General features: G+C 41.2%; 25 protein-coding genes. 7 read left to right on the forward strand and 18 right to left on the reverse strand.

Features of this window, described 5'->3' with window-relative positions; all coding sequences use genetic code 11:
- Window positions 1-202 precede the first annotated feature (202 nt).
- The 12 genes from AC4HAJ_RS07935 to AC4HAJ_RS07990 all read right to left on the reverse strand — a co-directional run bounded on the left by AC4HAJ_RS07935 (window position 203) and on the right by AC4HAJ_RS07990 (window position 11,483).
- Complete coding sequence (locus AC4HAJ_RS07935) at window positions 203-913, reverse strand: ABC transporter ATP-binding protein (protein WP_491079623.1); 711 nt, start codon at window positions 911-913, stop codon at window positions 203-205.
- Window positions 913-1,677 (reverse strand): ABC transporter ATP-binding protein, encoded by a 765-nt coding sequence (locus tag AC4HAJ_RS07940; protein ID WP_491079624.1) that lies wholly within the window; start codon window positions 1,675-1,677, stop codon window positions 913-915. The genes AC4HAJ_RS07935 and AC4HAJ_RS07940 overlap by 1 nt, the downstream gene beginning before the upstream one ends.
- A complete protein-coding gene (locus AC4HAJ_RS07945; RefSeq protein WP_491079625.1) occupies window positions 1,677-2,630 on the reverse strand; it encodes a branched-chain amino acid ABC transporter permease in 954 nt (317 codons plus the stop codon). The genes AC4HAJ_RS07940 and AC4HAJ_RS07945 overlap by 1 nt, the downstream gene beginning before the upstream one ends.
- Window positions 2,631-2,633: 3 nt before the next feature.
- On the reverse strand, window positions 2,634-3,506 hold the full coding sequence (locus AC4HAJ_RS07950; RefSeq protein WP_491079626.1) for a branched-chain amino acid ABC transporter permease: 873 nt from the start codon (window positions 3,504-3,506) through the stop codon (window positions 2,634-2,636).
- Between the two features lie 45 nt (window positions 3,507-3,551).
- On the reverse strand, window positions 3,552-4,736 hold the full coding sequence (locus tag AC4HAJ_RS07955) for an ABC transporter substrate-binding protein (protein WP_491079627.1): 1,185 nt from the start codon (window positions 4,734-4,736) through the stop codon (window positions 3,552-3,554).
- A gap of 278 nt (window positions 4,737-5,014) precedes the next feature.
- The gene (locus tag AC4HAJ_RS07960; RefSeq protein ID WP_491079654.1) at window positions 5,015-5,293 is read right to left on the reverse strand and encodes a DUF2129 domain-containing protein; all 279 of its coding nucleotides are present in this window, start codon (window positions 5,291-5,293) and stop codon (window positions 5,015-5,017) included.
- A complete protein-coding gene (locus tag AC4HAJ_RS07965; RefSeq protein ID WP_491079628.1) occupies window positions 5,293-5,742 on the reverse strand; it encodes a YlbF/YmcA family competence regulator in 450 nt (149 codons plus the stop codon). The genes AC4HAJ_RS07960 and AC4HAJ_RS07965 overlap by 1 nt, the downstream gene beginning before the upstream one ends.
- 92 nt (window positions 5,743-5,834) lie before the next feature.
- Window positions 5,835-6,425 carry an ATP-dependent Clp protease proteolytic subunit gene (locus AC4HAJ_RS07970; protein ID WP_491079629.1) on the reverse strand — a complete coding sequence of 197 codons (591 nt, stop codon included), beginning with the start codon at window positions 6,423-6,425 and terminating at the stop codon, window positions 5,835-5,837.
- Window positions 6,426-6,638: 213 nt separating this feature from the next.
- Window positions 6,639-7,268 (reverse strand): uracil phosphoribosyltransferase, encoded by a 630-nt coding sequence (upp, locus tag AC4HAJ_RS07975; protein ID WP_491079630.1) that lies wholly within the window; start codon window positions 7,266-7,268, stop codon window positions 6,639-6,641.
- A gap of 161 nt (window positions 7,269-7,429) precedes the next feature.
- Window positions 7,430-8,590 carry a MalY/PatB family protein gene (locus AC4HAJ_RS07980; RefSeq protein ID WP_491079631.1) on the reverse strand — a complete coding sequence of 387 codons (1,161 nt, stop codon included), beginning with the start codon at window positions 8,588-8,590 and terminating at the stop codon, window positions 7,430-7,432.
- Window positions 8,583-9,689 (reverse strand): cystathionine gamma-synthase, encoded by a 1,107-nt coding sequence (locus tag AC4HAJ_RS07985; protein ID WP_491079632.1) that lies wholly within the window; start codon window positions 9,687-9,689, stop codon window positions 8,583-8,585. The genes AC4HAJ_RS07980 and AC4HAJ_RS07985 overlap by 8 nt, the downstream gene beginning before the upstream one ends.
- A gap of 162 nt (window positions 9,690-9,851) precedes the next feature.
- A complete protein-coding gene (locus AC4HAJ_RS07990) occupies window positions 9,852-11,483 on the reverse strand; it encodes a putative polysaccharide biosynthesis protein (RefSeq protein ID WP_491079633.1) in 1,632 nt (543 codons plus the stop codon).
- An 89-nt stretch (window positions 11,484-11,572) separates the two neighbouring features.
- On the opposite strand from AC4HAJ_RS07990, the gene AC4HAJ_RS07995 reads away from it, so the two are divergent.
- The 5 genes from AC4HAJ_RS07995 to AC4HAJ_RS08015 all read left to right on the forward strand — a co-directional run bounded on the left by AC4HAJ_RS07995 (window position 11,573) and on the right by AC4HAJ_RS08015 (window position 17,042).
- Complete coding sequence (locus AC4HAJ_RS07995) at window positions 11,573-13,018, forward strand: UDP-N-acetylmuramoyl-L-alanyl-D-glutamate--L-lysine ligase (RefSeq protein WP_491079634.1); 1,446 nt, start codon at window positions 11,573-11,575, stop codon at window positions 13,016-13,018.
- Between the two features lie 246 nt (window positions 13,019-13,264).
- Window positions 13,265-14,053: an ABC transporter ATP-binding protein gene (locus tag AC4HAJ_RS08000; protein WP_491079635.1), complete on the forward strand. Its 789-nt coding sequence runs from the start codon at window positions 13,265-13,267 to the stop codon at window positions 14,051-14,053.
- Window positions 14,054-14,066: 13 nt separating this feature from the next.
- The gene (locus AC4HAJ_RS08005) at window positions 14,067-14,996 is read left to right on the forward strand and encodes an ABC transporter substrate-binding protein (RefSeq protein ID WP_491079636.1); all 930 of its coding nucleotides are present in this window, start codon (window positions 14,067-14,069) and stop codon (window positions 14,994-14,996) included.
- A 13-nt stretch (window positions 14,997-15,009) separates the two neighbouring features.
- On the forward strand, window positions 15,010-16,041 hold the full coding sequence (locus AC4HAJ_RS08010) for a FecCD family ABC transporter permease (protein WP_491079637.1): 1,032 nt from the start codon (window positions 15,010-15,012) through the stop codon (window positions 16,039-16,041).
- Entirely contained in the window at window positions 16,038-17,042 is a 1,005-nt protein-coding gene (locus AC4HAJ_RS08015) for a FecCD family ABC transporter permease (protein ID WP_491079638.1), read from the forward strand. Before AC4HAJ_RS08010 ends, AC4HAJ_RS08015 begins: the two co-directional genes overlap by 4 nt.
- 89 nt (window positions 17,043-17,131) lie before the next feature.
- On the opposite strand, the gene AC4HAJ_RS08020 is transcribed toward AC4HAJ_RS08015, so the two are convergent.
- A complete protein-coding gene (locus tag AC4HAJ_RS08020) occupies window positions 17,132-17,794 on the reverse strand; it encodes a DUF1803 domain-containing protein (protein ID WP_491079639.1) in 663 nt (220 codons plus the stop codon).
- Between the two features lie 222 nt (window positions 17,795-18,016).
- Between AC4HAJ_RS08020 and AC4HAJ_RS08025 the strand changes: the two genes are divergently transcribed.
- On the forward strand, window positions 18,017-19,156 hold the full coding sequence (locus AC4HAJ_RS08025) for an Mbeg1-like protein (protein ID WP_491079640.1): 1,140 nt from the start codon (window positions 18,017-18,019) through the stop codon (window positions 19,154-19,156).
- A gap of 47 nt (window positions 19,157-19,203) precedes the next feature.
- On the opposite strand, the gene AC4HAJ_RS08030 is transcribed toward AC4HAJ_RS08025, so the two are convergent.
- The 5 genes from AC4HAJ_RS08030 to AC4HAJ_RS08050 form a co-directional block, all read right to left on the reverse strand.
- Window positions 19,204-19,536 carry a YrdB family protein gene (locus AC4HAJ_RS08030; protein ID WP_491079641.1) on the reverse strand — a complete coding sequence of 111 codons (333 nt, stop codon included), beginning with the start codon at window positions 19,534-19,536 and terminating at the stop codon, window positions 19,204-19,206.
- Window positions 19,537-19,552: 16 nt separating this feature from the next.
- Complete coding sequence (locus AC4HAJ_RS08035; RefSeq protein WP_491079642.1) at window positions 19,553-20,017, reverse strand: cysteine hydrolase family protein; 465 nt, start codon at window positions 20,015-20,017, stop codon at window positions 19,553-19,555.
- A 5-nt stretch (window positions 20,018-20,022) separates the two neighbouring features.
- On the reverse strand, window positions 20,023-20,619 hold the full coding sequence (locus tag AC4HAJ_RS08040) for a TetR/AcrR family transcriptional regulator (RefSeq protein ID WP_491079643.1): 597 nt from the start codon (window positions 20,617-20,619) through the stop codon (window positions 20,023-20,025).
- A complete protein-coding gene (locus AC4HAJ_RS08045) occupies window positions 20,601-21,317 on the reverse strand; it encodes an MBL fold metallo-hydrolase (RefSeq protein ID WP_491079644.1) in 717 nt (238 codons plus the stop codon). The genes AC4HAJ_RS08040 and AC4HAJ_RS08045 overlap by 19 nt, the downstream gene beginning before the upstream one ends.
- A gap of 145 nt (window positions 21,318-21,462) precedes the next feature.
- Window positions 21,463-22,086 (reverse strand): NAD(P)H-dependent oxidoreductase, encoded by a 624-nt coding sequence (locus tag AC4HAJ_RS08050; RefSeq protein ID WP_491079645.1) that lies wholly within the window; start codon window positions 22,084-22,086, stop codon window positions 21,463-21,465.
- Window positions 22,087-22,221: 135 nt separating this feature from the next.
- Between AC4HAJ_RS08050 and AC4HAJ_RS08055 the strand changes: the two genes are divergently transcribed.
- On the forward strand, window positions 22,222-22,782 hold the full coding sequence (locus AC4HAJ_RS08055; RefSeq protein ID WP_491079646.1) for a TetR/AcrR family transcriptional regulator: 561 nt from the start codon (window positions 22,222-22,224) through the stop codon (window positions 22,780-22,782).
- Window positions 22,783-22,785 lie beyond the last annotated feature (3 nt).

Below are 22,785 nucleotides of genomic sequence, written 5' to 3' on the forward strand. Positions count from 1 at the left end.
CTTCATAAAATCGGAAAATCTTATGAAGAATTCAAACATGAGAGGAATACCTCTCAACCACTATTATAACCAATTTTCACTTATCTGACCGATTTTTTCAAGACATTATCAATTTCGATTGACAGAGGGCAAACTATTCTTAGGACACGTCCCATTTGAAGGTAAGAAAAAAGCCTAAGAGCATTGCCCTTGGCTTTTACGACTAGCCTCCGAGATAGGCTTTACGGACTTCATCAGATTCTAACAGTTCTTGGCCTGTTCCTGAAAGGACGATTTTTCCTGTTTCTAGAACATAGCCACGATCAGCTATTGAAAGAGCCTTATTGGCATTTTGCTCAATCAAAAGAACAGTAGTGCCTTGTTTTTGAATATCTTGGATAATATCGAATATCTCTTGAATAAAGATGGGTGCTAATCCCATGGATGGCTCATCTAGCAGCAACAATTTGGGTTGACTCATGAGAGCACGTCCCATGGCTAGCATTTGTTGCTCACCTCCTGAGAGGGTCGCAGCATCTTGATTCTTACGTTCTTGTAAGCGCGGAAAACGTTCAAAAACGTTTTCTAAATTGCACTGATTTTCTTCCTTATTATTCTTAAGAAAGGCTCCCATTTCTAAATTTTCCAAGACGGTTAGACCTGAAAATACATGGCGTCCCTCAGGAACTTGGGCTAGACCATCTGCTACAATCTTACGAGCAGGTGTTTTGCTAATATCATTGTCAAGATAAGTAATAGTCCCTGACGTCGGGCGAACCAAGCCTGAAATAGTGCGTAAAATAGACGTTTTACCCGCACCATTGGCACCAATAAGAGTAACAACCTCACCTTCATTGACTTCAAAGCTAACATCCTTGACGGCTTCAATGGCACCGTAGCTAACTGAGAGGTTTTCAATTTTCAACATAGACACTAGGCTTCACCTCCGAGATAAGCTTCAATAACACGTTTATTAGTTTTGATTTCTTCTGGTGTTCCTTGGGCAATCAAACGTCCATACTCAAGAACATAGATGCGCTCTGTCACATCCATCACTAGGTTCATATCATGCTCAATCAGGATAATAGTGATGCCAAATTCTTCTTTGATCTTACGAATCAAAGCCGTTAGCTCTGCTGTTTCCTGTGGATTCATACCTGCAGCAGGCTCATCGAGAAATAGAATTTTAGGCTCAGTTGCTAGGGCACGGACAATCTCCAGCCGTCTTTGTTGACCATAGGGAAGATTATTAGCCAAGGTTTGGGCATCATCTGCTAGATCAAAAATATCGAGCAATTCTAAAGCTCTCTGCTCGAGCTTCTCTTCACTTTGATAGAATTTTGGCAGCCGTAGGAAGGAGGCCAAAAGATGAGGATTATTATGATTGGCAAAACCAATCAAGACATTTTCCAAAACCGTCATGTTTTTGAAGAGACGAATATTTTGGAAGGTACGTGATAACCCTAGTGAAGCAATCTTATGAGGTGCCTTCCCATTGAGTAAAACACCGTCGAGAGTAACAGTTCCTTCACTTGGCTCATAGACACCAGTCAAAAGGTTGAAAAGGGTTGTCTTCCCAGCACCGTTGGGACCGATAAGACCTACTAGCTCTCCTTCATTGAGCTCCATGGTCACATCACCAACAGCAGTCAGACCACCAAAATTTTTGGTCAAGTTTTTTACATTAAGAAGTGCCATTAGTGTTTGCCCTCCTTATCCTTTTTAAAGAAGCGTGATAGCATAAATTCTTTTGTACCTAGCAGACCGCCTGGGCGGAAAATCATGACCAAAATCAGAGCCAATGAGTAAATAATCATGCGGAGGTCTGAGAAATTTTGCAAGAACATATTTAAGATTCCCAAAACAATACCAGCGATGATAGTACCTGTGATAGAGCCCAGTCCTCCCATAACAGCGATGATGAGGTAATCAATAGATTTCATGATGGTGAAATCTTTTGGAACTACAGTTCCGATATAGCTAACATAGAGAGAACCAGCAATCGCTGAAATGATAGCCCCCATGACAAAGACCAAGACTTTTTGACGAGTAAGATTGACGCCCATAGATTCAGCTGCAATTTCATCCTCACGAACTGCGATAATCTGACGTCCTGTAGACGATCTTAAGAAATTGAGCACTAAGATCGTAATCCCAACAACAAATAGGAAGATCACTTGCCAAGATGTATAGGGCAAAATGCCTGTCAGTCCTGCGGGACCATTGGTCAGTGTGCCACCGTTGATAATTACTATACGGATAATCTCTCCCATACCCAAGGTCGCAATAGCAAGATAGTCCCCTTTGAGTCGTAGGGTTGGTACACCAAAGATCACAGCCACTACTGCGGCAATAATAATTCCTACCAACATAGACCAGTAAAAGCCATCATAGGTGGGATATTTGGATGTGATAATGGCTGTCGAATAGGCACCTATAGCCATAAAACCAGCCTGACCCAAGGTAAACTGACCAGAGAATCCAAGGACCAAATTGGTCCCCAATCCCATCAAAATACTAATACCTATCCCCATCAAAATTTGAATATAGTAGAGATTTAAAATACCAGTGCTGGCTAAGATTTGGAGAACTGCAAAAACTGCAACAATAAGGGCAAGCCAGATAAGATTTAATTTTAGAGTCTTTTTCATGTCTTACACCTTCTCTTTCACATTTTTACCAAGGATACCTGCTGGACGAACCAAAAGAATGATAATCAAAACAGCATATACAATAGCATCTCGATAAGTTGATAGGTCCAGAGCATTGGCTAGGGTTTCCAAAATACCGATTACAAAACCACCAAGTGCTGCACCAGGAATGATACCAATACCGCCAAGAACTGCAGCAACAAAAGCCTTGATTCCTGGGATCATTCCCATGAGCGGCTCCATGGATCCATACAGGACACTAAATAGGACACCCGAGGCACCAGCGATGGCTGAGCCAAGCGCAAAGGTAAAGCTAATAGTGGTATCGACATTAATTCCCATTAGCTGAGCGGCATCGCTATCAACAGATACAGCTCGCATGGCTTTCCCCATCTTAGTTTTCTTGACAATTAATTGTAGTGCGATCATTAAAATAATAGCGACAACCACGATCAAGATTTGAATATTTGAAATTTGGAAGATACCCAAGAAATCATAATTAACCTTATGGATAGTTTCAGGATAAGAGCGGGTATTGGAACCAAAGAAGTAAACCATGGTATATTCCAAAAGGAAGGATACCCCAATAGCTGTAATCAAGGCAGAAATGCGCGTCGAATTACGCAGTGGTCGGTAGGCCAAAAATTCGATCAACATCCCAAGAATAGCGGTGACGATCATTGAAAAAATCAAGGCCAGCCAAAAGTTCATGTGAAGACCATTGATGGCATAATAGCCGATAAAGGCTCCCATCATAAAAAGGTCCCCATGAGCAAAGTTAATGAGTTTAATAATCCCATAGACCATGGTATATCCTAGTGCCAAGAGAGCATAAATACTCCCCAAGACTAGACCATTAACCAGTTGTTCTAACATAATATACCAAACTTTCTAGTGTTTTTAGTCAATTAGTAGTGACGATTATTTAACGGTAACAGCATCTGCTGAGCTTTCAGCTCCGTTTTCTAGTTTTACCATAACAGCTGACTTGATAGGATTGTGGAGCTTATCAATTGTCATGTTACCAGTGATACCTTCAAAGTCTTTTAAATTAGATAAATTTTTAGCTAACTCAACAGAATTGTTAGCACCTTTGGCTGCTTCTGCAATCATATAAACTGAGTCGTAGCCTAGGGCTGCAAACATGTTTGGATCTTGGCCATTTTTCTCTTTAAAATTATCGATAAAGGATCCAGCCTTGTCTGATAAGTTGACCTTAGTTGAGTAACCTGAGACATAGTAGACATTAGTTGTATTCTTTTTACCAGCTAGATCTACAAAGGTTGCATCACTGAATCCATCAGGTCCTAAGATTGGTTGATCAATCCCCATATCACGAGCCTGTTTGGTAATCAGTCCTGTCTCCGTATAATAACCAGGCATAACAATAGCATCATAATCAAGATTTTTGATGCTGGTCAAGCTAGACTGAAAGTCTGTATCTTTGGCAGCAAATGTCTTGGTCGCTACGACCTTCCCTTTGTAAGTCTTTTTGAATTCATCAGCGATACCCTTGGCATAGTCGCTGGAGTTATCGTAAAAGAGAACGACTTTCTTAGCCTTCATATCTTGATAAGAATACTGAGCTAGAACTTCACCTTGAAAACTGTCACGGAAAGTTGTGCGGAAAACAAATTGTTTAGCTGTCTGTTTGCCATCTTTTTCCTCAACTGTAAGATCATCTTGGGTACCACTTGGCGATAGTAAGGGAACACCCGTTTTTTGAGCATTGAGCGAGGCCGCCGCTACGGCACCTGATGTTGCCGGGCCTATGATAGCGTTGACCTGACTTTGAACAGCCAAGTTAGTCGCAGCTGTGGAGGCTTCTGCATTTTCAGATTTATTGTCCTTTGCGACAAGTTCAATCTTTTTACCCTCAATACCACCAGCTTTATTGATCTCGCTAGCAGCTAGCTTGATACCGTTGTATTCAGCTGCCCCGTAGGCAGACACAGGACCAGTCAACTCCATATCGACACCGATCTTAATGGCATCTCCAATCTTAGTCCCTTCAGCACTGCTTGTGACATCTGGTGTTTTCCCACAGGCTACCAAGATGATCGACGCTAAAAGAAGGGCACTTGTAGCGATAATCTTTTTATACATTAGATTATTCTCCTTATCACTTCTATATACTTTCCTCAGCTAAGATAGCCTAGAGGGGTGAAAAACAGGGGCTTAGAAAGCCTAAGCTTGATGTTAAAAGTCTTTTCATAGAATACAGAATTATCAGACAATTGTCAAGAGGTCTGCTCTTTTTGCTAAACTATAGAATTTTGCATTAAAAAACCTAGGTTAATCTTCCTAGGTTCAGACATTTTGTCATTTACTGATAGATTATTAAGCGGGAGGCACTGATCTGAGCAGGCAGCCAAAGGCGTTCCCTAAGAGTTTTGCTGCTGCAATTCCTGATCCGCTCGATATAAGTTGCCCACAAAATTTTGATCAATTCCGTCTAAGTTTGACACTCGAACACGCTTGACATATTTGAGGGATTTTAGCTTGGCAATACTAGCTTTCAGATCCGAGGCATCACAGTATAGATGCACATAACGAAAGCGTTTAGAATGATAGATAATATCACCAAATTGCTGGAGCTTCTTGGCTTCTCTATTATAGTAAAGATAGACAAAGATCCCTCGTCTTTCTTGTTTTTGGAACATCATTTCCCTCCTTTCTCCCTTATATGTTGGTCTGGGTTGTAGCCATGCGGTCGCTTTCTAGGTGCTAAAGGTAATCCTGTATCGACAAAAATATCTTTTGCGACAGCCTTTGTTAACCCCTTGGTAATCTCTGCTAGTAGCTCCTGCAGGTCCAGCTCACTATTTCTCAATTCTTGCGTCAGAGGCGCCAGATCCAAGGCTCTTTTTTTCTGTAACATTTGGCGCTTTAGCTGCCCAATCTCCGGTCGATACTGGGCAAAAGAAGCCACCTCTTCATAGCTATTCTTTAACTGTTTGAATTCCTCTAAGGATTGTTGCAGCATGTTGTCTGCTTCAAAAGCTCGCTTAGCCTCTTGAAATCGCCTAAATTGAGGGGTTTCTAAAAGGGCAGCCACTAGCTGATCAATCTGATCATCAATCGCAAATAAGTCCTCATTGATTTTTAACATGCTACCATTATAACAAAAAATGACCTATTACTTGATCGTCTTAGGTCATTTTGCTATAAGAAGGCTTATATTGTCAATCTTGGAATGCCTTTTTATTTCAGGGCATTATTTTCCATGATTTCATCGATAAAACCGTATTCAAGAGTTTCTTGAGCTGACATCCAATTATCACGCTCAGCATCAACATGGACTTTTTCCAAGGATTGACCTGAGTTATCCGCCAAAATTTGTTCCAAATTATTACGTGTTTTTAATAGATGCTCAGCGGCAATGGCCATATCAGATTGTTGCGTACCTCCACCAGTACCTCCCATTGGTTGGTGAATCATGTACTCTGCATTAGGAAGCATGAAACGTTTTCCCTTAGCCCCTGACGAAGCAATGACAGTTCCCATTGATGCCGCCATCCCCATCACGATAGTTTGAACATCTGATTTGATAAAATTCATCGTATCAACAATCGCAAGACCAGCCGATACAGAACCACCAGGTGTATTGACATACATGTAAATGTCTTTTGTATTGTCTTGAGCATCCAAGAAGAGTAGTTGGGCAATAATAGAGTTTGCCATTTGATCTTCAACTGCACCGGTCACCATGATAATGCGATCCTTCAATAAGCGTGAGTAAATATCATAAGAGCGCTCACCACGGCTGGTTTGTTCAATAACTACAGGAATCATAGTAATGTAATCTCCTTTTGTCTAAATGATTAGTCACATTATACCTAAATGGTCAATTTTGGTCAAATAAAAACTATTATTCCTTAAGAAAATAGACATGTAAATGAGATCAAGCAAGAAAGAAAAAGTACCGATTATACTCGTCCTATCAAAATCTTTGAACGAAAAGAGTCTGGAACCAAAGTCCAGACTCTCAGTCTCTTTTACTTGGGGTTATTTGGTGCCAAACAGTCTATCCCCCGCATCTCCTAGTCCTGGGACAATATAGCCATTTTCATTCAATTTTTCATCTAGAGCTGCTGTGTATATATCAATATCTGGATGAGCTTCTTGTAGCGCTTTTACCCCTTCTGGTGCTGCAACCAAGCAGACAAACTTGATATTTGTCGCACCACGCTTTTTCAGAGAATCAACGGCCAAGATAGCTGAGCCACCTGTTGCTAGCATAGGATCAACTAAGAAAATTTGACGTTGATCGATATCTTCTGGCAATTTCACAAGATATTCAACTGGTTGCAGGGTTTCCTCATCACGGTACATCCCGATATGTCCAACTTTAGCAGCTGGAACAAGACTCACTAACCCATCGACCATTCCGATACCTGCACGGAGAATAGGAACGATGGCCAACTTTTTACCAGCTAGTTGCTTTTGCGTCGTCTTGGTAATGGGGGTCTGGATCTCCACATCCTCTAAGGGGAGATCTCGGGAGACTTCATAGCCCATAAGCATAGCGATCTCATCTACTAATTCACGAAAATGCTTGGTCGAAGTATCCTCCCTGCGAAGAATTGATAACTTGTGTTGGATAAGCGGGTGCGCAATGATTTGAAATTTTCCCATAATTCGTCTCTTCTTTCTATGTTTTCTCTATTATACCAAATCCTGTGTCATTTTTAAGGTAGTGCAGAAAAAATCATGAGTCTGGGACAAAAGTCCAGACTCATTAACATAATTCAAGATTTACAAAATTGATGCAGTGGTTGGATAGCCTTCCCCCTTAATCATTTAGGGAAGACTTTTGCTAGGCGCTCTACAGCTTCTTGAACCACTGCCCTTGGTGTTGCGACATTTAGGCGGGCATGCTGCTCCCCTCCTGGTCCAAATGTGGTCCCCACATTCAAAATCAACTTTGCTTCTTCCTTGATTTTGCGGTGTAGTTCTTCCTCTGATAAGCCATAATCTGAGAAATCTAACCAAATCAAATAGGTTCCTTCTGGTTTCATGACTTTAATCTTAGTATTGTCCTGTAAGTAATCCACAGCTAGTGTAATATTTTGCTCGAGGACTTGCTTTAATTGCTCCAACCATGCTTTTCCTTTAGTCAGAGCTGTCTGTGTCGTAATCAGACCGATCGTTGGTACTTCGTGCTGATTATTAGCGAGTTGACGTTGTTTAAACTGGGCACGTAACTCAGGATTTTCAATGATGGCAAAACTGTTCTTGGTTCCTGCAACATTGAAGGTCTTTGTTGCACTAGAGAGGATGACCGTGAAATCAGCGTAATCACCCACTGTGTTAAAGCTATGATGCTTGGCGCCAAAGAGTGCTAAGTCTTGGTGAATTTCATCTGATATGAGCAAGACGCCATGATTTTTGCAGATCTCAGCTATCTTGGCGATTTCTTCTGCCGACCAAACACGGCCACCCGGGTTATGGGGGTTGCAGAAAACATAGAGTTTAACATCGTTTTCTAGGATATCTTTTTCTAGCTGGGTAAAATCAATTTCAAAGTGGCTATTGCGCTCTACCAAAGGGTTTTCAATGAGTTTACGATTATTGAGCTTGACAGAGCGTGCAAAGGGAGGATAAACAGGAGTATTGATGAGAACCGCATCATTTTCCTGGGTAAAAGCCTGTATAGCTATTGAAATAGCTGGGACAACTCCTTCAACAAGAACTAGGGCACTGCGATCAAAATGATAGGCATGTTCATTTTTTTCCCAATTCTCAATAGCTTCGAGCACCTCGTCCCAGACGTAGGGATAGCCATAGACTCCAAAATCTGCGTAGTTTTGTATAGCTGCTATCATCTCTGGAAAGGCTACAAAATCCATATCAGCCACCCAAAGAGGTAGCAAGTCTTTATCAGCTTCAACCTCCTTCCATTTGACCGAGTGATTGTTTAAGCGATTGGGAAGGGTTGTAAAATCATATTTAGTCATCATATCCTCCTAGTACTTGCTTGAGATCTGCAATCAGATCTTCAACATCTTCGATACCGATGGATAGTCGTAATAGATCATCTGTTAACCCATAAGACTGGCGGACTTCCGCTGGGATATCCGCATGGGTTTGAGTTGCAGGATAGGTAATTAAGCTCTCAACACCACCTAGACTTTCTGCAAAGGTGAAGACCTCTAAACGATTGATAAGAGTGGGAATCCTACTTTGATCAACGACCTTGAAAGAAATCATCCCGCCTTTGCCAGTATAGAGGACTTCCTTAACAGCTGGTGAACTCTCTAGAAAGTTCGCAATCTGCCTGGCATTTTCTGTTGATGTCTCCATACGCAATTTCAGAGTTTTTAACCCTCTCATCAGCATATAACTGTCAAATGGAGAAAGATTAGGACCAGTTGTGTTGAGATTATAGAGGAGGTTTTCGTAGAGTTCTTTTTGATCAGTGATCACCACACCCGCTAAGACATCATTATGTCCTGCTAGATACTTCGTCGCAGAGTGAACAACAATATCTGCCCCTAATGGGATTGGATTTTGGTAGATAGGACTATAAAATGTATTATCTACTACAACTTTAGCCCCCTTTTCATGGGCTAATTTCGCTATCTTTTCAATATCAAATTCAATCATGAGGGGATTGGTCGGTGTCTCGATGTAGACAAGATCAGTATCCTCACTGATCGCCTCTAGCATTTCTTCTTGTGAATTAGTATAGGTAAAGAAAAAGCGGTCTTCTTTTTCCTTGTCGTTGAACCAACGAAAAGATCCCCCATATAGATCACGCGCCGCTACAACCTTGCTGCCTACCGGAAAAATTTCCATAGCTAAGACGATGGCACTCATTCCTGAACTTGTCGCAATAGCATAGTTGGCCTTCTCAATCACAGCCAATGTGCTTTCCAAGGTTGCTCGTGTGGGATTTTTGGTCCGAGTATAGTCAAAACCTGTCGATTGTCCAAATTCTGGGTGCTGATAGGTCGTTGAAAAATGGATTGGAGAAGCCAGAGCTCCCGTTTCATGGTCAGAGTTGATCCCAGCATGGGCTAGTAGGGTTGCCAACTTAAAATCTCTTTTTGTCATAAAAGACCTCCTCATTTCCTAATATTCTAGCACGATTTCATTGCCAAAAATAGAGGTGCTGGCTAACTTATTTCTGATAATCAGCTATAAACGCCCCCTATAACAAAAAAGATTGCAGCTTTCTGTTGCAATCTTTTTCTTGTATTTTCTTAATCGGTTTAATCATCTGATATGTAGACGTGCTCTTAAGCTGTCTGCACGGCTACCAATAATACCATCAATCTGTCTCGTTTTGAGAGAAAGGTAGGCATAGATCAAAACTCCCATGCCTCCTAGAAGAACCAGATGGATCAAGCTCAAGAGACGACCTTGAGCTGGATAATAGAGATTCAAAAGCAGATAAGCGAATAGAACGGCCGCCGCCATAGCAGCTGTCATCCAACTAATTGTCTTAACTGATTGCCAGACGTCAGTATGCTTAAATTCTGTGACTTCTTGAACCTTGAAATACATAAGGACAATAGGCACCCAGAGGGCAATAATCGTCGATAAAATAGGCCCATAAACCCCAAAGACATAAAGTGTTGGAAATTGAAAGACCAGCTTAATCGCCATTCCTAGCAAGAAATAGCGTATAGCTGCACGGCCTTCAAAAAGAGCGAGAAGCATCGGAGCTAAAAGGGAATAGATGGCTAAAAAAATCGTCTGAGCCATGACCCCCATAAAGAGATTGAGAGCAATCTGCTCGGATGGTCCGTAAAATATAATATAGATTGGCTTAGCTAAGATCAAGCTTCCCACAACAGCTGGAAACATGAAAACCAATACCATCTGAAGGTTATTGACTACCAGCTTCTTTAAGCCATCGCTATCTTTTTTGACGTAAGATTCTGTCAAAATTGGAATTCCTACACCACCGATAGAAGTCGCAACAGAAATTAGAATCATATTGATCTTGCTAGGATTAGCTGATAGGTAGGCAAAGAGTACTTTAAGATCTGTTTTGGTTAAGTCTGTAATGGCAGCTAGGGTGTTGCTAAAGGTACCTTGATCAATCAACTGCAAAGTCTGAATAGCTGAGCCTGTCACGATAAAAGGAACGGCAGAAATGAGTGTTTCCTTCATCAGTCCCAAGGTATCTATTGCAATCGTCTCGTCAGTTTTCGCAAGAATCTTGGTTAAGAGACCAGCTTTTTTTAGATAATAAACTAGGACAAGCATGCTTGCAAGCATCCCAATAAAAGCTGCAAACGTAGACTGGGTCACTGCACTGATATAATCGCCCGATCCCATCTGCATGATCATATAAGTCGTCAGCAACATCCAGATCACCCGGATAATCTGCTCGAACATTTGACTCATGGCAAAGGGCTTGAAGTCACTATATCCCTGAAATATTCCTCGAATAACACTCATGGCTGGAAAAACCAGAACAGCAAAGGACAAACTGTGAATAACCGGTACTAATTCTTTCCCTGTACCTGAGAATGCTGCAAATAAGGGAGCTCCTAGATACATAATCGCCGCAAAAATCAGACCAACAATCACCATAACCTTTAAGAAACTCTTGATTAAGTGAATCGAATGGTCTTCTTTGCCAAGAGCATTATATTTGGCAATCTGCTTAGATACGGCAACATTCAGCCCTGTAGTCGATAGGAGTAGAAAATAAGCATAGATCGTATAGCCCATACCGTAGAGAGCATTGGCCTGGCTGCCATAGTTTCCCATCCAGGCATACCAAGGGATGATGTAGAGCGCCCCTAGAAGACGACTGCTGGTGTTTCCAATAGTCGACCATAGGGTCCCACTGACCATCTTTTGACTCTGGGTTAATTGTTTTGTTTCAGACATTTCTCTTCTTTCTTAAAAAGGGATTCGTTTTATTATAAACTTTTGCCAGTGACTTGTAAAACTGGAGCATTCAGTCTAAAATAGAAGCTATGATTAGCATAAAACAAGTGCTTGATATTCTCAAGCAAGATCAAAATTTTAGAGATATTAGTCATAATGGTGAGTTTTATTATGATTGGGAATCACGGACTTTTTCTAGCATCAGCTACAATAGCCGTGAGTGCCAGCCAGACACCCTCTTTTTTGTCAAAGGTGCTACCTTTAAGAAGGAATATCTGGAAGGAGCTGTCGAAGCTGGGCTTACCTTTTATATCGCTGAGAAAGATTATGAGGTTGGTATTCCAGCTATATTAGTCAATGATGTCAAGCAGGCTATGAGTCTGATTGCTATGGCTTTTTACGGCAATCCACAAGATAAGTTAAAACTCCTCGCCTTTACAGGGACTAAGGGAAAAACAACGGCTGCCTATTTTGCCTTTAACATGCTTAAGCAAAGTCACAAGCCTGCCATGCTGTCAACCATGCATACCACATTAGATGGGGAAAATTTTTTTAAATCTACCTTGACGACTCCAGAGAGTTTGGATCTTTTTAGGATGATGGCCGAGGCAGTCGATAATGGGCGTACGCACTTGATCATGGAGGTCTCTAGTCAAGCCTTTTTGGTTAAGCGTGTTTATGGTTTATCGTTTGATGTTGGTGTTTTTCTTAATATCAGTCCTGACCATATCGGTCCTATCGAGCATCCTACATTTGAGGATTATTTCTATCACAAGCGTTTACTGATGAAGCACAGCAAGGCAGTTGTGGTGAATGCTGGCATGAGTCACTTTGCTATCGTTCGTGATCAAGTGGCAAATCAACCTCATGATTTTTATGGTCCTTTGTCTGATAATCAGATCATAGAAAGCCATGCCTTTTCATTTCAAGCCAGCGGGCTTTTAGCTGACCACTATGACATCCAACTAATTGGGGAGTTCAATCAAGAAAATGCCTTAGCAGCTGGCTTAGCTTGCTTGCGTCTAGGCGTTAGTCCTGCTGATATTAAACAAGCGATCTCTGCTACTAGGGTTCCAGGACGAATGGAGGTCCTCACTCAAGCTAATGGCGCCAAGATCTTTGTAGACTATGCCCACAATGGAGATAGTTTGCAAAAACTCCTAGAGGTTGTCACTCAGCATCAAACCGGCCAGGTTACTCTGATTTTAGGAGCACCTGGCAATAAGGGCGAAAGCCGACGAGCTGACTTTGGAGCCGTCATCAACTCCTATCCTGAGTTGCAGGTGATCTTATCAGCTGATGATCCAAACAAGGAAGATCCTTACACTATCGCTCAAGAAATTGCTGGCTATATCAGCAGACCCGTCACTATCACAGTCGATCGAGAATTGGCGATCAAGCAGGCCATGAGCCAAACCAGCAATAATCAGGATGCGGTCATTATTGCTGGTAAGGGGGCCGATGCTTTTCAGATCATCAATGGCAGACGTGAAGCCTATGAAGGTGACTTGGCAGTAGCTAAAAAATATTTATAAATATGATCCATAATTTCTCTATTTAGAATGATTCTAATTAAGCTAATCCCTTGAGGGGATTAGCTTTTCCTGTTCCTTGATCATTTATAAAAATCGTTTAAAAATTCAGTCATCTATGCTATAATGTGAAAAGATTTTCAGTTTTATAAGCCTTGAAAATCAAGTTATTTTAGTTATTATTGCTTTTAAAACAGACGGCTGCTAGCGTTATCTAGTCGCTAGAGTGGCCTTAGAAAGAAGAGGTCTATGTCTACAATCAAGGCAGATCATATTCAGGTCGCTTACGATAAAAAAAGCATTATCGAAGACCTCTCTGTATCGATTGCACCAGAAAAGATTACTACCATCATCGGTGCTAATGGTTGTGGTAAGTCTACCTTACTCAAGTCCTTAACTCGCATTCAAGGTATTAAAAGCGGTCATATTTTCTTAGATGGTCAAGATATTGCATCTTTACCTACTAAGGCTATCGCTAAAAAGATAGCGCTCCTCCCTCAGGTCTTAGAAGCTACCCAAGGGATCACTGTGTATGATTTGATCTCTTACGGTCGCTTCCCCCACCAACGTTATCTCGGTAGCTTGACTCAAGAAGATCTCACCAAGATTCATTGGGCTATGGAAGCTACTGACGTCACTACCTATGCTAATGAGCTGGTGGACAACCTCTCTGGTGGACAGCGTCAGCGGGTCTGGATTGCTATGGCTCTCGCACAAGATACGGATACTATTTTTTTAGATGAACCGACGACTTATTTAGATATGAACCATCAGTTGGAAATCCTTGAGCTTCTGAAAAAACTCAATCAGACGATGGGAAAAACCATTATCATGGTACTGCATGATCTCAATTTATCAGCCCGCTTTTCCGATTATTTATTAGCCATGAAGGCAGGACAGATAAAATATCGAGGTGAGGTTGAAGCTATCATGACACCAGATATTCTCAAGGATATCTTCAATATTGAGGTCCAGCTAGCCCAGGATCCTGTTCATCAACGTCCTATATTATTAACCTATCAATTAGCTAAATCATAAAGAAGGAGCTACCATGAAAAAAACATTACTGACTGCATTTGCTCTGCTTGCTGTTATTGTTCTTGTCGCTTGCGGTAAGAACAAGCAAGATAAGCAAACTGAACTCTCATCCATGCCTAAAATCACTGGTTATAGTTATAGCGGTGATATTCCTAAGAACCCTAAAAAAGTTGTTAATTTTGCTTATTCTTATACCGGCTATCTCCTCAAACTTGGTGTTGATGTTTCCAGCTATTCACTAGACAATGAGATTGACAGTCCTGCTTTCGGTGATAAGCTAAAAAAAGCTAAGAAGTTAACCTCAGAGGATACGGAAGCCATTGCAGCTGAAAATCCTGATCTTATCATAGTCTTTTCAACAGATAAGAATATTAAGCAGCTCAAGAAAATAGCGCCTGTTCTTGTCATTGAATACGGTAAACGGGATTACCTACAAGTCATGACAGATTTGGGAAAGATTTTTGATAAGGAAAAAGAAGCTAAATCTTGGCTGGACAGCTGGAAAACCAAAGTTAGCCAAGCTAAAAAAGAGCTAGATCCTTATTTAGCGAAATCTAGCACCTTTACCGTTATGGATTTTTATGACAAGGATATCTATCTTTACGGTAATAACTGGGGCCGTGGCGGTGAATTAATTTATGATGCTCTCGGCTATAAAGCGCCACAAAAAGTTCAGAACGATGTCTTTTCTACAGGTTATTATGGTGTCTCACAAGAGGTACTTGGTGATTATATTGGCGACTACGCTATCCTTAATGTCAGTCAGTCTACTAAAAATTCAGCTAGCTCTCTCAAGGAAAGCGATGTTTGGAAAAATATTCCTGCAGTCAAAAATAATCACGTCCTTGAAGTGGATGAATCACTCTTTTACTTCTCTGATCCTATGTCTTTAGATAAACAACTCCCTGCTTTTGTGGACGCTGTCAAGAAGGTACAAAACTAAAAGGAACCCGCCCATGTTTTCGATTCATCTTATCCATCGAAAAAAGCTAAAAAATAAGCCAAGTAAAGTGTGGCTTGTTTTTTTCGTTATGCTCTTGGCATTTATCTGTGCCAGTTATCTCTCATTGCGTTTTGGGGCTATTAACTATTCTCAAGATCAAGTGCTGCAAGTCCTGATACATCCCCTGACCGATTCAGCTGATCAAGATGTTATTATAGACCTTCGTTTACCACGCTTAATGGCTGCGACCCTAGTTGGAGCTGCTATGGCACAATCAGGGGCTATTATGCAGGGGGTTACACGCAATCCAATCGCCGATCCCGGTCTTTTAGGGATCAATGCTGGAGCTGGTCTGGCACTTATTATAGGCTATGCTATTTTTGGTAGTCTGCATTATAGTCTCATCCTTGTCCTTTGCTTATTGGGATCTTTTCTGACCGCCTTTCTCGTATTTGGTCTTGCCTATCAGCCAGGCAAGGGATACCATGCTATCCGTCTCATCCTAGCTGGAGCTATGGTCTCTATGCTCTTTTCATCGATCGGACAGGCTCTAACACTCTATTTCAATTTAGAGACTAGTGTTATTGGTTGGCAGGCTGGTAGTCTGGCTCAGATTAATTGGAAAATGTTGACGATCATTGCTCCAGTTATTATTGCGGGACTCTTTCTAGCACAGGGCTTATCTCACCAGTTAACTATCCTCAGCCTCGACGAAACGGTCTCTCGATCGCTTGGACAGCGCACCAATATCATCAGCTTTTGTCTACTAGGTATTGTGCTCCTACTCTCGGCAGGAGCTGTTGCCTTAGTAGGTTCGATTGCTTTTATTGGGCTCATTATTCCTCACTTTATGCGGGTCTTTATCGCTAGAAATTATCGCAGTTTACTGCCTCTATCTGCCTTAGCTGGGGCTACCTTTATGCTCTATGTCGATCTGGTCAGCCGAGTGCTTAATCCGCCAACAGAAGTCCCTATCAGCTCGCTCATCAGTATCATCGGCTTACCCTGCTTTTTATGGTTAGTCCGAAGGGGAGGTAATCTATGACGCCAAAGGTTAGCCTTATCAAAAACTTTGCTCTGCTGACGATTCTTTTAATCCTGATAATCTTACTAGCCCTCTCACTAGGTTATACACAGACGGGTCCTGTAGATATTTTCAAACTCTTAGTAGGACAGGGTGATTCTGCTGCTAGCTTTATTATCACTCAGATTAGACTGCCTCGTATCCTAGCCTGTATTATTGGGGGCGGATCACTCGCTCTAGCCGGCAGTCTACTGCAAACTCTAACTAAGAATTCCTTAGCGGATTCTGGTATTTTAGGGATCAATGCTGGAGCAGGTCTAGCCATGGTTATCACTATCAGTGTCTTGGATCAAAATGATCTGACAACATCAAGGAGTTTACCTCTTTTAGCCATCGTAGGTGGTCTGTCTGCCATCCTTGTCGTCTACCTGATCTCTCTCAATCGGAATCGGAATATCAGTCCAACTCGATTGATTATTACAGGTGTTGGGATGTCCAGCATGCTATCTGGAATCATGATTGCTATTATTAGTAAAAGTGATAACAATAAGATGGAGTATATTATCTCCTGGCTCAGTGGAGAGATCACTGGTAATGATTGGGCCAGTCTAGCTATTTTTTCGCCCTTGCTGCTGTTAGCATGGGGAGTCACATTTAGCCGCAGCCGTTCTCTTAATATCATGAATCTCAATGATCAAACTGCTCTAGCCCTCGGCTTAAACCTTCAAAGAGAACGTCTGGTCACCCTAGTAATGGCTACTATTTTGGCTTCTCTCAGTGTTGCTCTGATTGGAAATATTACCTTTATCGGCCTGATCTCAGGCCACATAACTAAACGTTGGCTGGGCAGTCAGCATCAAATCAATCTCCCTGCCGCTATGATGGTTGGTATGATTCTTCTACTGATTGCTGATACCATTGGCCGTCTCCTCCTTATCGGTACTGGTATCCCAACTGGTATTATTGCTGCTATTATCGGGGCGCCTTACTTTTTATATCTTATGTTTATTGAAAAAGAATAAAATAAAGAAAAACGGACTGGAAATGACTTGGGCCACAAAAGTTAGGTAGAAACATTTAACTTTTGCGGCTCAGTACAAGTGTCCGTTTTTTAACTGACCGAAAACTTCAAGTCCTCATGATCAAAGTCTATCATGAGCGCATAGGTCTGCGGCTCCACTTCTTTTATATAGCCTAAGATCACCAAGCTTTTGACAAAAATATCTGGTCGTTTTTGTTTGACCCTGTCCTTACGCTCAAATTTTAAAAGAAAAGTTGTCATATACTTGAGGGCATACTCAGGATTAACATCTCCTAAAACGTCATAGAGAATTTGCTGGGCTGAAGACAGGGAATAACCCGCTTGAAGCCTATAAAAATAATTAGACAGCGTCAAACGCTCCCTAGCAAAATCAGTTTGCTCCACTACAACAGCTTGATTAGTAGTGTTTGCTAGATAGGTGGGAAACTCAAAAGTCAATAATTTTTCATAAGCAGGGCTATTCGTATCAATCATTAAAAGATCATCTAACTGGATATTTTGCAGCTGATCTTCGCTCTCTATCAGCTGTAGGTGCAGATCATAGCAACGCTCATACCGGCTAATATAACCAGCTTGTATATACTCTTCTAAATGGCGCTCCAAATACTTTACCTGGTAGAAGTCCTTCTTGATTTGCCTTAGAGTTACCTGATTGTGCTTATCAAGGTAATTTATCAACTCCTGAAAAAACGGCTGAGCAGTCAGCTTGTCTGGATTAAAAACACGAATCATGAGTTTCCTCTTCTCTTTTAAACTTATTAAGCAGCATAACCTTCTAAGCATTCAGACAGAGAAGTGCTTAAAAGGGTAAGAACATTAGCTTGTTATTAACTGTTATCAATTATATCAAATCACAATCGACTCATTCAAATGCTGGTTAGAAAGGTTGGGGGTATCAGGCTTAGATCAGGTAAAAGTATGGTATAATTCCTTTTATAAGAGGAGGGAGAGACGGTGGCTAATTTGCTTAATTATCTTGATACTATCCATGATCAAACTTTTGATGATTGTCCACTAAATGAGATAGATTACCTAGTCCTCACGGAAGTAGGTTACCTCCCTTTCAATGAACTGCTAAGCCAGAGTTTTGATTTATCAAAGGGCATAGCTTTAGGAGAGTTAGCCAGAGCCTTTTTCAAAAAATATGGCTCCAAACCTTTTTCTCCCACTGCTTGTAAAAATCGTATTAATCTCTTGAAAAAAGTCATGACGGCCAAACGCTATCAAAATATTATCGCCTGTGCCTTTATTGATGATGTCGATAAAGAAGAAGAAAAGCAGTTCTCAGCTATAACTTTTCAGCTCATGTCCAAGCTATTTTTGATTGCCTTTCGAGGTACAGATGATAGTCTAATTGGCTGGAAAGAAAGTTTTTATATGACTTACAAGGCAGAAATTCCTGCCCAAACTGCAGCTTCTCAGTATCTGCAGGAGGCCATCAACCATTTAAATGGTCACTATATCTTATCAGGGCATTCTAAAGGCGGTAGTCTTGCTATCTTTGCAGGCAGTTCCTTATCCCCAAAGGACCAAAATAGACTTATTGCAATCCACACCTATGATTCTCCTGGTCTTCATCCAAGTATGATCCCCAAAAAGTCATTTGACACGATTCAGCAGCGCATCACAGCCTTTATTCCTCAAGATTCTGTTGTCGGCCAGCTACTCGAAAATCCTTATAGAACTATCGTTGTTCACAGCAAAACTTGGGGGCCTGGTCTCTTTCAGCACGATACCTTCACATGGCAGATTGGGAATCAAGCATTTAGCCGCCTTGCAAGTGTCACCAAGGGAAGCCTGCAGGTCAATCGTGCCCTCAATATATGGCTGGACGATTTAAACCCACGTCACCTGCAGAAATCTTTCGATGACTCTTTCGATCTTCTATTCCACTCAAATATTGAAAACTTGGGAGATTTATCTCCCAAAACCTTAATAGCTGTTCTCAGGCAATTTACGGCCTTATCAAAATTTAAGCGCAAATTTCTTCTAGCAATTATAGGCCACTTCTTTTCTCTCTATTTTAAGATTGTCGCCAAGGATATCTTCGCATTACCGCAACAATTATTTAAAAAACTAGTCCATGATTCCTAAAAACCACTCTTTAATCCGTAAAAAGGATTAAGGGTGTTTTTTTAATTTCAATACTGATTTAGGCCTAGCAGATAGATACCCAGCAGATCGCATAAAGCAGTCAGCATATAGCAGTAACCCATCCCTTTCCCATAAAGTACGAAGGCTCCTACTGATCCAAGTCCAAAAATAAGAATTTCCAGTCCTAGCTTAGGAATCCCAGTCAATGCTTGTGGTGATTTAGGTGCACCATAGCGGCTCCAGACTAGTACCACTAGTAAGCCTAAAAAGGCAAAACCGATTTTGACTGCCCAAGGTTTTCCAGTTAAAATACCGCCTAGTAAGCCCGTAAGTGTTAGCACTTCTAACAGAAAACGAAGGCTAATTATAATACCGGACATTAAGCCTGTCTTCTTTCTAGTTCGCAAAAGAAACTCCTGCTGCCAGCAATTTTTCTTTTGTTTTTGTGAATTTGGTTTTATTGGCAACCCCAATACCATTTAAATCTAGGCTGACCTTGAATCCAGACCGAGCTGCTGCTAGAGCAGATGCTTTAACACAATCATTACCATCGACACCGACAATTTCCAGCTTTCTGACCTCTCTTTCTTTTAAGAAAGCCAAGAGGGCGGTATTGCTGAGGCAAGATGCCCGACGTTTTTCAAATATGTGATCTGATACAAGCGACAAACCTTGAGCAAATACCTTGGGCTTCCTACTCAGCTCCCACCAGAAACGATTGACAATATAAATCACATGATCTTCAGGATAGCTGGCTATTTTATCATTAATCGCCGACAGTAATTGGGGATTGGAGCGATATCTTCCCTTTCCAACATAATCTGTTTGCATATCAATAACTAATAAATAAGAATGAGTCATTTATATTATTCCTTCCTTTTCTGAATAATCGTGTAGGTTAAATAGTCTGTTACGATAGTGCGCAGACGTTCATTATAACGGGTCTGACCATCTGCATAATTAGTTACCATGCCTTGGAGAAAAAGATAGACACCACGTACAATATTGATAATCTGCTCCTGCGTCAAATCAGGACTCAGTAATCTCATAACAGTCTCTTTCAAAAGTTGAAAACTCTTCATCCGCAGCTCACTAATAGGATAGATAAATTGCTCTTGATCCACACGTTCACCATCATCCAGAAAAAGCAGGGAAAAAGAATTATAGTGGTCGAAGCCAAACTGTATGAAGATATGGCTTCCTTTCAATAATTTTACACTGGGTGTCAAGTCTTGATCTTCCAGAGCCAATAAGGTATGATACAGCTTTTCTAAGGGCTTATGAGCCACCTCATAGAGAATCTCACTCTTATTTTTAAAATAAAGGTAAATGGCTGTGTGTGAACAACCTGCACGCTTAGCAATCTCTCGTATCCCCACGTTTTGATAGTCTTTTTCTTGAAATAAACTTTGGGCAGCGGCCAGGATACTCTCCTTAGTCTGATTTATTTTTTCTGATACCATTTACTCTTCTCCATTTCTTCTAGGGCATTGGCAACCTCTCCTCCGTGACAGACACTGATCAAGGTTTGTGAATAGGTCTGCAAAAGATCATGAGCTGTCTTTAGGGCCTGAGGCATGTCTGCCGTGAAGGCTTTCATCGGCGGTTTAAGACGTCCCAATCGGCTAGTTGTCAGTGAATCTCCCGCAATTAAAACATCATCTTCTGCATGGTAGTAGCAGGTATGACCCGGTGAGTGTCCAGGCGTAAAAATGGGTATCAATCCTGCATCTGCTAAGAGAGAATTTGCTCTCTCACTGTCCAAATCTTCCAGCCAATTGGTATTAAAAGCTACGGACTCCACCTTTTTACGTCTTGGATAAGGCTTTTGCCCCGAAACGTAAGGCAGCTCTCTTTTGTCTATCATCAGAGGTAGGGTTGGATATAGATCCCTGAGCTGGGCAATTCCTCTCACATGATCCGAATGGCCATGTGTTAAAAAGACCGCTGCCAATGGTTTACTACCCAAATAAGTCTCCACAGCATACGATGCCATATTCCCCATGCCTGTATCGATCAAAAAGTAGGATCCCTGATTTTCCACAACCCAGATACTAACCGGAAAGATTAATAAGTCAAACGTCACTTTAAAAATATGAGGACTGATATGATATTTTTTAGCTGTATATTTTGCTATCTCTTGATAAAAAGTCTGTTTCATTGTCGTTTCTGCTTTCTTATGAACTATTGATTTCTCAACAACTAACCAGTGGTTAGTTGTTGAGAAAAGTATATCTCATTCCTCTATGTTTAGCAAGAAAAAACCGAAGCAAGGACTGCTTCGGTCGTTTATGACAATTTTCAAGCTATAATTTTTGTATATTTTGTTCAACTTCTTTTAAAAAGTGTTGACGCTTTTCCATCGTACAAGTTGCACGTCCCATATTGCCCAGTACCATCACTCGGCGTGTCTTAATACCGCAATGATTGAGAACCGCACTCTTTAGAGCTGCTAAGCCATAGCTATCTGGTACACTGATCCATCCGGAAAAGAGTCTATACCACCAGCTGGGAGCCATAGAGGTCGCAAAAATATCCGCCGTTCTTCCTTTTAGAAGTTTACGAAATTGTTTGCCACGCAGGTAGTTCCAGATGAAATTCCCCTCGGTATTAGAAGAATAAGCAATACCCGGAGTAAAGGTACGATCAATCCAGCCTTTCATGAGGCTAGGCATGCCGCTCCACCATATGGGGTAGATAAAGATGAAATGATCAGCCCATTGAATGAGCTCTTGCGATAAAAGTATGGTCTTGTCCTCTGGCATGCGCTTGCGATAGCCATAACGTAAAACAGGATCAAAGTGCAATCGACCAAGCTCTAACGTTTTTACCTGATGTTGGGCAGAATCTAGGTTTGCTATCACTGTTTCATAGATAGCCTGGCTAAAACTTTCTCTATCAGGATGCCCATTGACCACTAAAATATTCATACGATGTCTCCTCATCAATACCACTAGTATAAGGGGATTAAGGTTGACAGGCAAGGGATACTTTCCTATAATTTGTAGGAAATCGTACATTATGTATGAAAACTGTCTGATAAGCAACAAACAGGAGACAATTATATGACGCAAGATATCCGTATTCTCAAGACCAAAAGGGACATCGAGTCCGCACTTGTCACTCTAATTCTGGATAAGGGCTTTTATACTTTAACTGTTCAAGACATTTGCCGAGAAGCCTTAGTCAGCCGTTCTACCTTTTACAGCCACTATTTAGATAAGTATGACCTATTGGAACAACTGATTACAAAGACTTTAGAGCCGCTTCAGGAAAAATTCGCTGCCAAGTACGAGGACTCTCTTGGCAATAAGGGATTAAGATATTTTCTAGAAGATATTTACCAGTTTTATCAAGAGCATACAGACCTCCTCAAGGCTTTGTTAAAAACACCCTTGGAAAATCAACAAGGCTTTGAAGATCGGTTTGATCAGCTCTGCCAGCTCTATATCAATGACCTTTTACGTTCAGAGAATGTTCCTAGTAAGATTCCTTTAGATCTCTTAACTCAACTCTATGCCTCTATTGTTCGCTCATTGATGAAATGGACTATTGAACACGGTCCCAGTGAAGATCTTACTGATTTCACTTATCGTATGCACAAGGCTTTTTTAGACATCCTATAGCAT

The sequence above is a fragment of the Streptococcus sp. ALY_211 genome, from assembly GCF_058314555.1.